Here is a 13,813-nt window from a genome sequence, read left to right on the forward strand (position 1 = left end):
GAGGCGACGAAGATGGCAAATCCAGCGATATTAATCACCGGCGGAACCGGCTTTTTGGGCAGCGCCTTAACCGAGGTCCTGCTCAAGCAAGGCTATTCGGTCCACATCTTCAGCCGCGACGCCGAAAAAGTCCGCGCCCGCTTCGGCGATCGGGTCGCGCCCGTGGTTGCGCTAACAGACTTGCCGGATGCCGGCGAATTCCGCGCCATCGTCAATCTGGCCGGTGCCGGCATTCTGGATCGGCGCTGGAGCCAGGACCGCAAGCGGGAATTGCGCGACAGCCGGATCGGCCCCACCCGGCAACTGGCCGACTGGATTAATGCCTCCAAGCAGCCGCCCGGCGTCCTGATTAGTGGTTCGGCGATCGGCATATACGGCGACCAGGGCGAGCGTCGATTGGAAGAGACCAGCCCACCCAAGCCCGACTTCGCGCAGCAGCTATGCGCCGATTGGGAGGCGGCGGCCATTGTCGCCGGATCGTCCGGTTGCCGGGTCTGTTTGCTGCGTACCGGCTTGGTATTGGGCAACGGCGGCGGCCTGCTGCAACGCCTGTTGCCGGTTTATCGCCTGGGGCTGGGCGGCACGATCGGCGACGGCAGGCAATGGATGTCCTGGATACATTTGGCGGATTGGCTGGCGATCGTCGAAACCTTAATGAACGATAGCAACCTGGTCGGACCGTATAATGCCACCGCGCCGACGCCTGTCGACAATCGTCAATTCAGCCAAGCGCTGGCCAGAACTCTGGGTCGGCCGATGCTGTTGCCGCTGCCGGCGTGGCTGCTACGGCCATTAATGGGCGAAATGGCCGAACTGTTGCTGGGCGGCCAACGCGTGTTGCCAACCCGCTTATCGAATCACGGCTTCGGTTTTCGCTATCCGCGTTTGGACGACGCTTTAAACCAACTTTTACTCCGCCACTGACCATCCCGACCGTCTATGCTCTTCAACAGTCTGGCTTTATTACTGGAATTCACCACCTTCATTGCTTGGTGGGAGGCACTCGCCGTCGGCGTTGCGCTGACCATCCTGCTGTACTCGCTGACGCCGCCGCCACCCGCTTACTGGGAAGTCAAGCTGCCGAATACGTTATACCTCTACCTACAATGGAGTTGGCTGGGCTATACCAGGCTAAGTAGCGCGTTCTGGCCGTTCTTCCTGATTTACAATCCGATCCTGTTCGGCGTCGATTATCGACTTCAGGAAGGTTCGTTCACGGCCGCCAGCTGGATCACGATCCACATTATTTGTTTGATGCCGTTGATTTACTGGACTGGCGCGGTCTGGCGCTGCTCGGCGCATTGCACGGCAAGACATTGGGCGGTACTGGCCCGGCTGGCGACGGTCGCGGCGTTTGCCGATTTGGCGTTGCGCTGGGTGATTTATCAGTACTATCCCAACATTTTGTTCAATTGCCAGCAGATGATTGCGCAGTTCGGCGACTGCTAAGCCATGGCCGACAAGCCCTATCGCAACGCGCTGTTCCTGTTTCGGCGAGACCTGCGTCTGGACGACAATACCGCGCTGAATGCCGCGCGGCGCGGCGCGGACCGAGTGATAACGGCCTTCGCGTTCGATCCGCGGCAAATCGAAGCCCATCCCTATCAAAGCCAGCCCGGCCTGCAATACATGCTGGAGGCCGTCGCCGGTCTGCAACGCGATTTAGTTAACCGCGGCGGCAAGCTGTACTGCTTCGCAACCCTGCCCCACGATTTGATTGCCCGGCTCCGCGAAACGCTCGGCCTCGATGCGGTCTACATCAACCGCGATTACACGCCGTTCAGTCTGCGTCGCGATGCCGAAATCCGCGAATGCTGCAATGCGTTGGGCGTGGCCTTGCACATCACCAACGACCTGCTGCTGACCGAGCCGGAACAAATCGCCAGTGCTAAAGGTAATCCCATTCAGGTATTCACCCCGTTTTACCGGCGAGCCCGGCAAATACCGGTCGCTGCGCCGGCCGCGCTGGCCGACGGGGGTTGGTATACCGACACTCTGGCCGGCGACGATGCCGATTTACCGGAACGCTACCGGCGTCCGCATCGCAACCCGATTGCCGGCGGCCGCGCCAGCGCGTTGCAAAGTCTGCAAGCCGTGTCGAGCTGTCGCGACTACGCGCAAAACCGCGATTTCCCGGCACTGGCCCAAACCAGCCGGTTGTCGGTACACCTAAAATTCGGCACCTGCTCGGTCCGCGAGGCATACGCCGCGATTCAGCATCAATTAGGGCCGGAACATCCGTTGCTGCGACAATTGTATTGGCGCGATTTTTTCAGCCACATCGCCTATCGCTTTCCGCACGTGTTCGGGCAGGCTTTCGACCGCCGCTACGACGCCGTGCCCTGGCGCAATAATCTTGACGACTTCACGGCCTGGACCAAGGGCTTGACCGGCTTCCCGATCGTCGACGCGGCGATGCGCGAATTGAAGCAAACCGGCTGGATGCACAACCGCTTACGGATGGTGGTCTCGTCCTTTCTGGTCAAGGATTTACATATTTCCTGGCGCTGGGGCGAACGCTATTTCGCCCAACATCTGCTGGATTACGATCCCTGCGTCAACAACGGCAATTGGCAGTGGGCGGCGTCCACCGGATGCGACGCCCAACCCTATTTCCGGATCTTCAACCCCTGGCTGCAACAGCAAAAATTCGATCCGCAATGCGACTACATCAAAACCTGGTTGCCGGAATTGCGGGCTTATTCGGCGAAGGTGATACACCAATGGGCCAGCCAACCGCTGGCCGGCGCTTATCCGCCACCGATCGTCGAGCACGGCACCCAAAGCCGGTTAATCAAAGCCCAATTCAAGGCGCTGACCACGCTGCCGATCCAAGAGAACTCCGATGCGTAAAACCTGTTTACTGTTACTGACTCTGGCCGGCTGCACCGGCATCCCGGACGGCGTCGTCGCGGTCGAGGATTTCGAATTGTCCCGATACCTCGGCACCTGGTACGAAATCGCCCGGCTGGACCACCGCTTCGAACGCGGCCTGAGCGACATTCGCGCCGACTACAGTCTGAATTCCGACGGTAGCGTCAAGGTGTTGAACAGCGGTTATTCGGCGGAAGCCGGAGAGCGGGAGAGCGCCGAAGGCCGGGCCGAATTCGTCGAGACGCCCACTGTCGGCCGCTTGCAAGTGTCGTTTTTCGGGCCGTTTTACGGCGCCTACAACATCATCGCCTTGGATAAACCGGGCTATCGTTACGCGATGATCGCCGGCCCGGACCGAGACTATTTGTGGATACTGGCCCGCGATCCGCAATTACCCGCCGCGACGTTAAAAGCCTTGGTGGACCAAGCTCGAACCCTGGGCTTTGCCACCGATCAACTGATTTACGACCGGCACCCACCATCCGAGCAAATCCCATGACGAAAATTCCAGTCGGTATCAGCAGCTGTCTATTGGGCCACGAAGTCCGTTACGACGGCGCTCACAAATACCACAGCTACATTGAACGCACGCTGGGCCAGTACTTCGAATTCCGCGCCTTCTGCCCGGAAGTGGAAGCCGGCCTGGGCATCCCTCGCCCTTGCGTGCAACTGCGAGAAACCGCGCCCGGCGTGATACGTTGCGTCGGCGTCAAGGATCACGGATTCGACGTCACCGAGCGTTTGGAACAAGCCTCGGCAAAGCAGGCCGACTGGTTGGCCGAACTATGCGGCTATATATTGAAGAAGGATTCGCCGAGTTGCGGCATGGAGCGGGTCAAGGTCTACAAAAACGACATACCGGCGCGTTGCGGTACCGGCATTTTCGCCGGATTTATCCAACGCCGGTTTCCCTATTTGCCGATCGAAGAGGAAGGCCGGCTCGGCGACCCGGCCTTGCGCGAGAACTTTATCCAGCGCGTATTCGTGTTGCGGCGTTGGCGGGAGCTGACAGAGGCCGGCCTCAATGTTCACGGCCTGATGAGCTTCCACAGCCGGCATAAACTGATCGCGATGAGCCACGACCAAAATCAGGCCCGCGCACTGGGCCGGCTGGTCGCCGACGCCAATGCCGCGAATCTGACCGAAATCGCCGACGCCTACCTGGCGGCCTTGATGGCCTGTTTGAAGGTCGTCGCTACCCGAGGCAACCACGTCAACGTATTGCAACATATCCAGGGCTATTTGAAGCTGAAACTGGACAGCGACGCCAAGCAGGAGTTGGTCGAAACTATCGAAGCTTATCGAACCGGCCTGCTCCCGCTGATCGTGCCGCTAACGCTGCTGAAACACCACTTCCGCCGCGAACCCGACCCGTTCATCGACCAATCGTTTTACCTGTCGCCGCACCCGGCGGAATTGGCGCTGTTGAACGCGATATAGCGGGTCTCCACAGCCAAGCCCACGCGCTGTCGGTAACCAGGAAACGCTGTGCCTACCCGATGGTCGACCGGTCGTCGACGCCCGATGGGCCACCCCTCCTCGTTGTCCGCGCTAAAATTCCACCTTGATCGAACCCAAAAATGCCCTGGGCGTGCCTATGGTGCGGCTACTGCTGGCCCCGCTGATATAAGCATCGGTGAAATAGCTTTTATCAAGCAAATTGTAAACATTGAGCTGCGCGGTCAATTTGGATTTATCGACCTTCCAGGAATAAGCGGCCAGCAAGTCCACGGTCGCGTAGCCGGCGGTCTGGTAGTTGTCGCCGGTGCCGTCGGTGGAGCCGTCGCGCATGGTCACCCCGCCACCGACTTTCACGCCTCGCAATTCGCCATCCAGAACGTCGTAAGTTGACCATAAACTGCCGACATTGCGCGGCACCGCGTATAGGCGGTTGCCCTGCAAACCGTTGTTGTCCTTGGTCACACGAGTATCGAAGTTGGAATAGGTGGCGATCAGGTTCCAACCAGGCAGCAATTCGCCGCGGATGTCCACTTCCGGCCCGCGACTACGCACTTCGCCGGCGGCGATACTGAAGTTGCTGTTGAACGGAGAATTCGGGTCGCGGGTTACGACGTTTTGTTTGGTGATGTCGTAATACGCCAATGTGGCGCTGAATTTACCGTCGAAAAATTCGAACTTACTGCCGATCTCCCACTGCTGGGCACTCTCTGGCGGTAACGGTTTGCCGCTGGCCGAGATGGCCCACTGATTGGACACCCCGAAGTTTTCGATGTAGTTACCGTAAAAACTCAACCAATCTTGCGCTTGCCAAAGCACGCCGACCCTGGGCGTCACATCGTCGTCCACCGGTTGGGCGGTGTGGCTTAAATTATCCCACTGCTTGACGTACTGGTAACGAAATCCGCCCAGCACATGCAGGCCGTGCGGCAGCTTGATCTGATCCTGGGCGTAAATCCCGATGTAATCGGCGCTATTATTGCCGCCCCAGCCAGCGGAAACCCAAGGGCTGACAATATCGGCGTTGTGGACGGGGTGGTAAACGTCGATGTTCGCCAACTCGGCCGAGTACGGGTCGCTAATATGATCGACGCGGTAATAGTCGCCGCCCAACAACAAGGTATGCTCCAACGGACCGGTCGCGAACCGACCGGTCAAGTCCAGGGTCGTAAAGTAGGTGTTGTGAGTGCCGTCTATCAAAGTTTGGCTGCGCGGCAGCAAGTTGCCGGGTAACAACGTATCGGCCGCCGCGCTGGTCCAATGCTGAACGTTATCCAGCAAATCGGCGACAAAGCGCTGCTTGATGCTCCAATCGTCGTTAAATTGGTGCGACCAATTCAGCCCGATCAGTTTTTCCTCGACCCGGACTTTACCCGCTTCCATCAAATTGCGGGAACGCGGCATGTTGATGAAGCCGCCGTTCAAATACGGCCAAGTATTGTTATCGTCAATCAGATTGTCGTGGCGATATTCCATTTCCAGACTGATTTGCGTACGCGGGCTGACGTTCCAGGTCAGCATCGGCGCGATGAAGGTGCGCTCGCTGTCGACCAAATCGCGAAACGAAGCGCTGCTTTCAAACGAACCGTTGAAACGGTACAGCAAGGTGTCGTCGTCGGTCAGCGGGCCGGTAGCGTCCAAGCTCGTGCGGTATAAATCGAAGGATCCGAACTGCTGTTGCAGCGCGTAATACGGTGTCGCCAACGGCTGTTTGGTGACGACGTTGACCATGCCGCCCGGCTCCATCCGCCCGTACATGATCGCGGCCGGACCTTTGATGACCTCCAGGCGTTCGACGTTGGCCATTTGCCGGGTACCGATCGACGCGAATTGGCTATCGATGCGAAAGCCGTTGCGAAAAAAGGTACTGCTGCGAAACCCGCGCAGAAAGATGTCGTCCGACAAGCCGCCGGACCCGTGGCTGACCGTGGCGCCGGCCACGTTCTTCAACGCATCGGTCATCTGGATGATTTGTTGATCGTTCAAGACCGCTTTCGGGATGATCTGGATGTTGACCGGCGTTTCCATCAACGGTGTATCGGTTTTGGTGGCGCTGGCGGCGGTGCGCACGGCGTAGTCCCGATTGTCCGGCGAGTTAAGATCGTAGACCGCTTCGCCGACCACCGAGACCGCCGGCATCGTCGCCGCCGATTGCGGTTCGGCCGACTGCTTGGCCGGCGCGGCTTCCACGGTAAAGGTGTGTTCGGCGGTCTTCCGAGCGCTCAAGCCCGAAGCGTGCAGCAGGATTTGCAACGCCTGTTCCGGCGCATGGCGACCGGTCAGCGGCTGCGAACGCAATTTGGCGACCAACTCGGCCGGATACAGCAAACGCAGATCGGCCTGATCGGCCAGTTGGGTCAACGCGCCGTCCAAGGCTTGCGCCGGAATATCGAATTGCCGAAGCTCGTCGGCCAGCGCCGCCAGGCTGACGCAGCCGGCCATCAGGGCCGAGGCCGTCCTACGGAGCCGGAACGCGCGCTCGGCGGCAGTGAGGGTTTGCGGATGAAGTTTCATGTCGATTCCTTAACGTTAAGGCGGCGCCTATGCCGCGTCTTCGTTAAGACGGACGAGCGGAACGATCTTGTAACGAACACCGAAATTTTTTGCGAGGAGCCGCGTCTGCCTGTTGCAGAAGCGGCAGGCCATACCGCCGATCGCCGGCAACGTAAGCCAGCCAGGTCGTTAACCAAACGCAGCCTCCGCGCGTTGATGCGTTTGGCTAGCGAGCCGATCGATCGTCTGCATCGGACGTTCCGGCTATCGCCCCGGCGTTCACCCAAGCAAAGTCCGCGCTCAGCCGTGCAACACCGCCAACCAAGGCGTCAATCGGCTGACTTTAATCGCCAGGATGTGCTCTATCATCCCCAGCGCGGCGTCGGCATCGTTCAGCGGGAACACGCCGCTGACCCGAAATTGCGCTAGCTTGGCGTCCGCGATCAGGATGGTGCCGGGAAAATAACGGTCCAACTCCGCCACTACTTCAGCCAAGCTCCGGTTTTTGAACACCAGCTTGCCGCGCTGCCAGGCAGACACTTGCCCGGCATCGACGCCCAAATCCGCTTGCAGACCGGTTTGCGCGCGATAAACCGCCTGATTTCCGGCCTCGACGCGGCTATCGGCGCGGTAATCGGCGTCCGCCAAGCCTTTAACCGCGACGGCGTGTTCGCTTACGCTAATCCGAGTAGCGGCGTCCTGTTGCCAGACTTCGAACACGGTACCCAAGGCCTTGACCACCGCCGAGTCGGTCGCCACCTCGAACGGCCTGCCGACATCGGCGGCAACCCGAAACAAGGCTTGGCCGCGCTTCAAGGTCAATTGGCGGCCGCTAGCGGTATAGCGCACATCCAACGCGGTATCGGTGTTCAAAAACACAACGCTGCCGTCGGCCAACCTGACGGTTTGCTGCTCGCCAACGCCGGTGTGGTAATCGCTAAACCAGGCATCGGCCATGCCCAAGAACGGAAGCACGGCGACGAATGCCAATACCGCAGCGACGGCCAAGACCCGCAAAGCCCCGAAAGTACCTGGTTTGACGTCATCCGGCCGCGTCGGCGGGCGCGCCGAGTCTTCCGCCGGTCTCGCGGCCAGACCCATTTCCAACCATAACCTTTCAGCGTCGCGAAATGCACGTAGATGGGCAGCACTCCGATTGCACCACTCGGCGGCCAGCCGTCGCTCGCGGTCACCGGCATTACCGGCATGCAAGCGAATCACCCAATCGATCGCTTGATCGGATAATACGGTGATTTCGGAAACGGACGCTTTAGTCATCGGTGCTGGATCGCGGTTCGAACAGTATTATGACGGGATTGCCTAGCCATCTTGCCGCAAAATTCGAGTTCGGTGGCCGGCAGGCGTCTAATAGCCTTTCAGGCGGTCCCGACAATGTCGCATGGCTCTGGCCAGGTGCTTGGCCACCATGCTTTCCGAGATATTCAGGCGCGCGGCGACTTCCGCATGACCGAGGCCCTCGACGCGATTCCAATAAAACGCCAAGCGGCAATCGTCGGGCAATTCGGCCATTGCTTGCTGCATCGCTTGCAAGCGTTGCTGGTGTTCGTATCTAAGTTCCGGCCCCGGTGCCGGAGCGGCGATAGCGTGCAGATTGACTTCGTCGATATCCTGCATCAAGCGATTTGCACTCAGCCGCTGATAATCGATCACCAAATTGCCGATGACCCGATACACAAAAGCGCGCGGGTTCTCGATGCGTTCCGGCGCGCCGTGCCGGCTTAGGCGCAGATAGGCTTCTTGCAGGATATCCGCCGACATCTCTTCCGATCCCAGCCTGCGCAGGATAAAACGGCTGAGCTGATCGCGATGCTGGTCGAGAAATTCGGCAATCCGCGCGGCTGTCAAGCTGGTTTGATGCGTTAACGTTTTCGATGATTTTGTCGGAACGGAATGGTCTGCCATGGCGGTGTGTGAGTTACCGGTCGTGCTGTCGGCAAGCACAAGTCGCACCTGAAAGCATTACTCGATAGAAATCAACATTCTCTGGTCAATCGCCGCCCCGTGTTTCGGGTAACAAATACGTGATTTGGCCCAATATATGTTAAATAACACAGTTCTATTCAGCGACCCGTCCTTACTCCCACGCCCGTTCCAGACTTCGTTCGTTCATTAACAGTCGTTGTAACTTTATTGCTTTCTGGTAAGCTTTCGGATCAGTCACGAACTGGAAAACGTGTATTACTTCAATAGGAGAATTGCCATGGCGGATTATTTGCTGAAGATTAACGACAGGGCCGAAGACATCATCGATTTCACGCCGGAAGAAATTAGCCAGATCACGCCAGATGAAATTCAACGCATTTTCTATGATCTGCAAATTCATCAGATCGAGCTCAAAATGCAAAATCAGGAATTGCGTACCGCTCAAGAAGAACTTACCCGTTCAAGAAACAATTACCACTACTTGTTCCATCAACTCCCGGTCGGCATTGTGATTGTGAACTCGACCGGCTTTGTGGAACAGGTCAATGACACCCTCCTGGAATGGCTCGGTATTGAAAAAGGGCGACTTGTTAAAAAACACTTGTCATCGGTCATACTCGAAGACGATAAAGTGCTTTTCAATTCGCGCTTCGACAGCTTTTTCAAGAACCCTGACGGCAAGTCGCTGGTGTTGAGCGTGAACGGCAGAAAAAACGTAGCGTTGAAAGTCAAAATGTCGGGCAAAAAAATCGGCGGCGACGATGTGGTCGCGCTAATGAACCAACCCGACCAAACATTGATCATCACCGTCGCGGACGTCAACGATTTATAGCGTCTTGTTCGCGCGGCTTAGTCCATGGCGCCACCGTAGGTATCGTTGCGAATCAACGCTTTCCACCATCGGCGCTCTCGGTTTCGTTTAGACTCCGCGGCCCGAGAACAACCAAAATCGAATTGCCGTGATGATTTACCTCGATGACAGTGTAAAGCCAACCACGATACCTTTCCGCTGGAATTCCGCTTTCCGCCTTGCAAGGCTGGAAAGAAAACGCCGTTTAAGCATCGATAGACTCAGCGCGGCGCGCCTGACAGCCATGACAAGCAATCTGTTCCGACGGAGTCGCCTAATCCCGACCTAAGCCTAATACCGCGCCTTCCGCCCAGCCTTGGAAACTACTCCCGCCACCGATTACTCCGCGCCGTGAACCGATGAAGACACCCAATGACAAGAAGGAGCCGCAATACGTCGTAGGCATCGGCGCCTCCGCCGGCGGTTTGGAAGCCATCGAAAGTTTCTTTAAAAAAATGCCGCCGGATACCGGCATGGCCTTTATCGTCGTCCAACATCTGTCGCCCGACTATAAAAGTTTGATGGTGGAGCTGTTATCGAAGCACACCCTAATGCCGGTGCTGAGAATCGAAGAAGGCATGAAGGTGGAGCCGAATCATGTTTACCTGATTCCACCGCGCAAAAACCTGACGATGTTTCACGGCCATCTGCTGTTGAACAATCAAAACCACACCAACGAACTCAATCTTCCGATCGATATCTTCATGCGCTCGTTGGCCGAGGATGTTTCCGAATTCGCGGTCGGCATCATTCTCTCCGGCACCGGCAGCGACGGCACTCGCGGCATTCGCGCCATCAAGGAACATGGCGGCATGGTCATGGTTCAGGATGAGGAGAGCGCTAAATTCGACGGTATGCCGCGCAACGCCATCGCCACCGGCCTGGTCGACTTTATAATGCCGCCCGAAGACATGCCGAAACAGTTGATGGCATTCGTCAAGCATCCCTATGCCGTTCAAGAAGCCACCATCCACTCGGAAGACAGCGATTTGACGCGGATATTCGCGTTGCTGCGCGACAAGCACAAAGTCGATTTCACGTTTTATAAACCCAACACCATAGTCCGCCGCATTGAACGCCGCATCTCGATCAACCAATGCCGCGACCTCAAGGAATACCGCAATCTATTGGAAGATAATTCGCAAGAAGTGTCCGCGCTATTTCAAGAGTTGCTGATCGGCGTCACCAACTTCTTCCGCGACGACTTTGTATTCGAAGAAATCCGCGGCAAATGGCTGACGCCCTTGGTCAAATCGCTGACCAACAACGAAATTCGGATTTGGATCGCCGGCTGCTCGACTGGCGAGGAAGCCTATTCGCTGGCGATTATGTTGGCGGAGTATCGAGAATATTCCGGGCATTTCTTCCGAATGAAATTATTTGCCACCGATGTCGATGCCAAAGCCGTGGAAAAAGCCAGCACCGGTTTATACCCCGAGAGTATCGCCGCCGATGTGCCTTCGCATTTGCTGGTCAAATATTTTTCGCGCAAGGAAGACAGCTTTCAAATTTCGCAATCGATCCGCGAAATGGTGGTATTTGCCCAACACAACCTGATCAAGGACCCGCCGTTCACGAATATTCATTTGTTGAGTTGCCGAAACTTATTGATTTATCTACAGCCGGTCCTGCAAAAAAAGATACTCGAGCTGTTTAATTTTTCACTGGTCAAAGACGGCCTGTTGATGCTCGGCACCAGCGAATCCATCGGCGAAATGGTCGATTATTTCGACATGATCAGTCCGAAAGGCAAGATATACCGGGCCCGAGGTAAATATCGGACCTTGGGCATTAGCAGCATGGACCCGCCGCCGGCACTGATGACCTCTTTCCGCGCGAATTCGCCACAATCGGGTCGCAACTTCGCCAATCGCTATCAAGACGACAAGATTCTGGAACGCTTTTTCAACGCGCTGACCAAAGACATACTGCCGTTCACGATGATCGTCAACGAAAACATGGAAATATCCCACATCTTTGGCGACGCTCAGCGCTACCTGAGCTATCCCAGCGGCAAGCTAGTCACCGATATTACCAAACTGGTCAGCAAGGATTTGTCGATTCCAATTGCGACCGGTGTGCGGAAAGCGCTGAAAAGCGGCGACAGCATCAACATGTCCAACATCAAATTACGCGAAAAAGACAAAGCTCGGACGCTGAATATTCATATTAGGTTGCTTCCCGGCCGCAAAAGCCAAGAAACCCTGATTGCCATTCTGATCTTCGAGGCTGATCATCATGCCACCCAGGATATAGGCTTCGTCGCCGACAATTTCGATATTAACCAGGATGCCGCCCAGCGTATCAATGATCTGGAGCATGAACTGCAACTGACTCGCGAAAACCTGCAAGCCACCGTTGAAGAGTTGGAAACCTCCAACGAGGAATTGCAGGCGACCAACGAAGAATTGCTGGCCAGTAACGAAGAATTGCAGAGCACCAACGAAGAACTGCAATCCGTTAACGAAGAGTTGTATACGGTCAACGCCGAACATCAGAGCAAAATTACCGAATTGACCATTCTGAACAACGATCTCGACAACTTGTTCAATAGCACCAATATCGGGATCTTGTTTCTGGACGAAAATCTGGATATTCGCCGCTTCACCCACAAGCTGCAAAGCCTGTTCCATATTGTCGAAAACGACATCGGCCGGCCGTTCTTTCACCTGACCCATTCGATTCGCGATATCGACCTCGAGGATTTAATCGGCAAGGTTGTCGAAAAAAAGATTATTTTGGAATCCGAGGTTCAAAATCAACACGGCAATTGGTACTTCATGCGGATTATTCCCTACGCCGTATCCGACCGAATCTATTCCGGCGTCATTCTGACCTTTGTCGATATCGATCTGTTAAAGCAAACTCAACTGAGTCTGCGCCAACAAACCGAATTGGAAACCCAACGTTTGGCCAGTTTTGTCAATGATTCGGCGGACGCGATTACTCTGCTGGACGATACGGGCAAATTTATTACCTGGAATCGCGGCGCGGAAAATTTATACGGCTGGAGCTCGCAGGAAGCGCTGCAAATGCGTTTCGAAAGTCTGGTGCCGTTGGCTGAACGTCCGCGCATGCGCGGCGTCTTCGATAAGCTCCAACAGGGCGAACAAGTTACCCAATTCGATAGCAAACGTCTGAACCGCCACGGAGAAGTCATTGATGTCTCGGTGTCGGCCACCTTGCTTTCATCGCAAAACGATGCCGGCCAAATCTTTGCATTGACCGAACGCGATCTCAGAAGCCATCTTTTAATAGACAAACGCCATTGCATCAGCTGCATTCAAAAATTGGCCACGCTTCTGATGGATGTTGACGAAGCGATCATCGTCATTGATTTCGAGGGGAGTATCGTCGCTTGGAATACCGGTGCGGAATCGCTGTACGGATGGAGCCGATCGGAGGCCATTGGCATGAAGTTTGACAGCTTGGTGCCGGATTATCTCCGCACTGAAGCCCGCGAAATGTTTCAAAGTATCACGTCCGGCAAATCCAACTATCAGGTTACGCAAAGCCAGCGCCTGACACGCAATAAGCAAATACTGGACATTACGATGATTGCGTCGGTACTCGGTTATCAAGACGGCGATACCATCTTGGTCGTTACCACAGAAAAACCGGTTTAGCCTTGCTTAGTCTTTGAGCCCATTGTGCGTGGGAAGCCCGCTTCCAAGTACGGAGTTTTTTCCGATTCGCGGTCATTTCGAGCATATTTCGCCTGAAACCGTCGCGCTCAGTAAATGAAACCTGCGGTCGGCTGGGTTTTTAGTGTAGACTGCAAGCTTTCCACAAATGAAGTAATGCAATGCCTCAAATCAAAACCCCGCCTCCACCCAGAATCAACTGGAACTACCAAACCTATTTTCTAGCGCAATTGAACAAAGCCAAAGAACCGCCAAAAACGGCATTAAGCTGATCTCAATTAGCTGTTTGTAATCGACGACCAACGCTGCTTTCGTGTTCCGCGCTTAATAGCCACGCTGTCAATCGGCGTTTCATCCGCAGCCTAATTGCCAAGTCGTCATCGGCCCCCGTCTAAACAGCATGCGGCAATCGATCCCAACCCCAGAATTGCTCAGGCTCCATAGCGTCGGAAGGTTTAATTTTCCTGGCGTCTTTACGCCCGCCAACTTTAATCGGTTAGCGCTCCGGAACTCGCGGTGATTTTGGCCCCTACATCGCTTGTCGTTGGCC

10 protein-coding genes are annotated in these 13,813 nt (G+C 55.9%); 7 read left to right on the forward strand and 3 right to left on the reverse strand.

The genetic code is table 11. The features are described 5' to 3' along the window. The first annotated feature begins 12 nt into the window (after positions 1–12). The 5 genes from BJL95_RS17735 to BJL95_RS17755 are packed head-to-tail and all read left to right on the forward strand — an operon-like array spanning position 13 to position 4,314. Complete coding sequence (locus BJL95_RS17735; protein ID WP_071159820.1) at positions 13–924, forward strand: TIGR01777 family oxidoreductase; 912 nt, start codon at positions 13–15, stop codon at positions 922–924. Positions 925–939: 15 nt separating this feature from the next. Further along, positions 940–1,449, forward strand: coding sequence for a hypothetical protein (locus BJL95_RS17740; protein WP_071159822.1), 510 nt, complete (start codon positions 940–942; stop codon positions 1,447–1,449). Positions 1,450–1,452: 3 nt separating this feature from the next. Continuing rightward, positions 1,453–2,853, forward strand: coding sequence for a deoxyribodipyrimidine photo-lyase (locus BJL95_RS17745; protein WP_071159824.1), 1,401 nt, complete (start codon positions 1,453–1,455; stop codon positions 2,851–2,853). Continuing rightward, on the forward strand, positions 2,846–3,373 hold the full coding sequence (locus tag BJL95_RS17750) for a lipocalin family protein (protein WP_071159826.1): 528 nt from the start codon (positions 2,846–2,848) through the stop codon (positions 3,371–3,373). Before BJL95_RS17745 ends, BJL95_RS17750 begins: the two co-directional genes overlap by 8 nt. Continuing rightward, complete coding sequence (locus tag BJL95_RS17755; RefSeq protein ID WP_071159828.1) at positions 3,370–4,314, forward strand: DUF523 and DUF1722 domain-containing protein; 945 nt, start codon at positions 3,370–3,372, stop codon at positions 4,312–4,314. The genes BJL95_RS17750 and BJL95_RS17755 overlap by 4 nt, the downstream gene beginning before the upstream one ends. A 111-nt stretch (positions 4,315–4,425) precedes the next feature. On the opposite strand, the gene BJL95_RS17760 is transcribed toward BJL95_RS17755, so the two are convergent. The 3 genes from BJL95_RS17760 to BJL95_RS17770 all read right to left on the reverse strand — a co-directional run bounded on the left by BJL95_RS17760 (position 4,426) and on the right by BJL95_RS17770 (position 8,691). Continuing rightward, positions 4,426–6,846 (reverse strand): TonB-dependent receptor, encoded by a 2,421-nt coding sequence (locus tag BJL95_RS17760; RefSeq protein WP_071159830.1) that lies wholly within the window; start codon positions 6,844–6,846, stop codon positions 4,426–4,428. Positions 6,847–7,125: 279 nt separating this feature from the next. Beyond that, a complete protein-coding gene (locus BJL95_RS17765) occupies positions 7,126–8,103 on the reverse strand; it encodes a FecR family protein (RefSeq protein ID WP_071159832.1) in 978 nt (325 codons plus the stop codon). A gap of 87 nt (positions 8,104–8,190) precedes the next feature. Continuing rightward, complete coding sequence (locus tag BJL95_RS17770) at positions 8,191–8,691, reverse strand: sigma-70 family RNA polymerase sigma factor (RefSeq protein WP_071159926.1); 501 nt, start codon at positions 8,689–8,691, stop codon at positions 8,191–8,193. 355 nt (positions 8,692–9,046) lie between these two features. Here BJL95_RS17770 and BJL95_RS17775 point away from each other — a divergent pair, with 355 nt between their 5' ends. Both BJL95_RS17775 and BJL95_RS17780 read left to right on the forward strand, forming a co-directional pair. Then, positions 9,047–9,601 carry a PAS domain-containing protein gene (locus BJL95_RS17775; RefSeq protein WP_071159834.1) on the forward strand — a complete coding sequence of 185 codons (555 nt, stop codon included), beginning with the start codon at positions 9,047–9,049 and terminating at the stop codon, positions 9,599–9,601. 377 nt (positions 9,602–9,978) lie between these two features. After that, complete coding sequence (locus tag BJL95_RS17780) at positions 9,979–13,245, forward strand: chemotaxis protein CheB (RefSeq protein WP_071159836.1); 3,267 nt, start codon at positions 9,979–9,981, stop codon at positions 13,243–13,245. The last annotated feature ends 568 nt before the right edge of the window (positions 13,246–13,813 follow it).

The sequence above is a fragment of the Methylomonas sp. LWB genome, assembly GCF_001856095.1.
Taxonomy (GTDB): Bacteria; Pseudomonadota; Gammaproteobacteria; order Methylococcales; family Methylomonadaceae; genus Methylomonas; species Methylomonas koyamae_A.

What these genes read in the sequence shown, in the direction of transcription:
- BJL95_RS17735 (WP_071159820.1), top strand. Translation starts at nt 13, where the DNA reads ATGGCAAATCCAGCGATATTAATCACCGGCGGAACCGGCTTTTTGGGC.
- BJL95_RS17740 (WP_071159822.1), top strand. Translation starts at nt 940, where the DNA reads ATGCTCTTCAACAGTCTGGCTTTATTACTGGAATTCACCACCTTCATT.
- BJL95_RS17745 (WP_071159824.1), top strand. Translation starts at nt 1,453, where the DNA reads ATGGCCGACAAGCCCTATCGCAACGCGCTGTTCCTGTTTCGGCGAGAC.
- BJL95_RS17750 (WP_071159826.1), top strand. Translation starts at nt 2,846, where the DNA reads ATGCGTAAAACCTGTTTACTGTTACTGACTCTGGCCGGCTGCACCGGC.
- BJL95_RS17755 (WP_071159828.1), top strand. Translation starts at nt 3,370, where the DNA reads ATGACGAAAATTCCAGTCGGTATCAGCAGCTGTCTATTGGGCCACGAA.
- BJL95_RS17760 (WP_071159830.1), bottom strand. Translation starts at nt 6,846, where the DNA reads ATGAAACTTCATCCGCAAACCCTCACTGCCGCCGAGCGCGCGTTCCGG.
- BJL95_RS17765 (WP_071159832.1), bottom strand. Translation starts at nt 8,103, where the DNA reads ATGACTAAAGCGTCCGTTTCCGAAATCACCGTATTATCCGATCAAGCG.
- BJL95_RS17775 (WP_071159834.1), top strand. Translation starts at nt 9,047, where the DNA reads ATGGCGGATTATTTGCTGAAGATTAACGACAGGGCCGAAGACATCATC.
- BJL95_RS17780 (WP_071159836.1), top strand. Translation starts at nt 9,979, where the DNA reads ATGAAGACACCCAATGACAAGAAGGAGCCGCAATACGTCGTAGGCATC.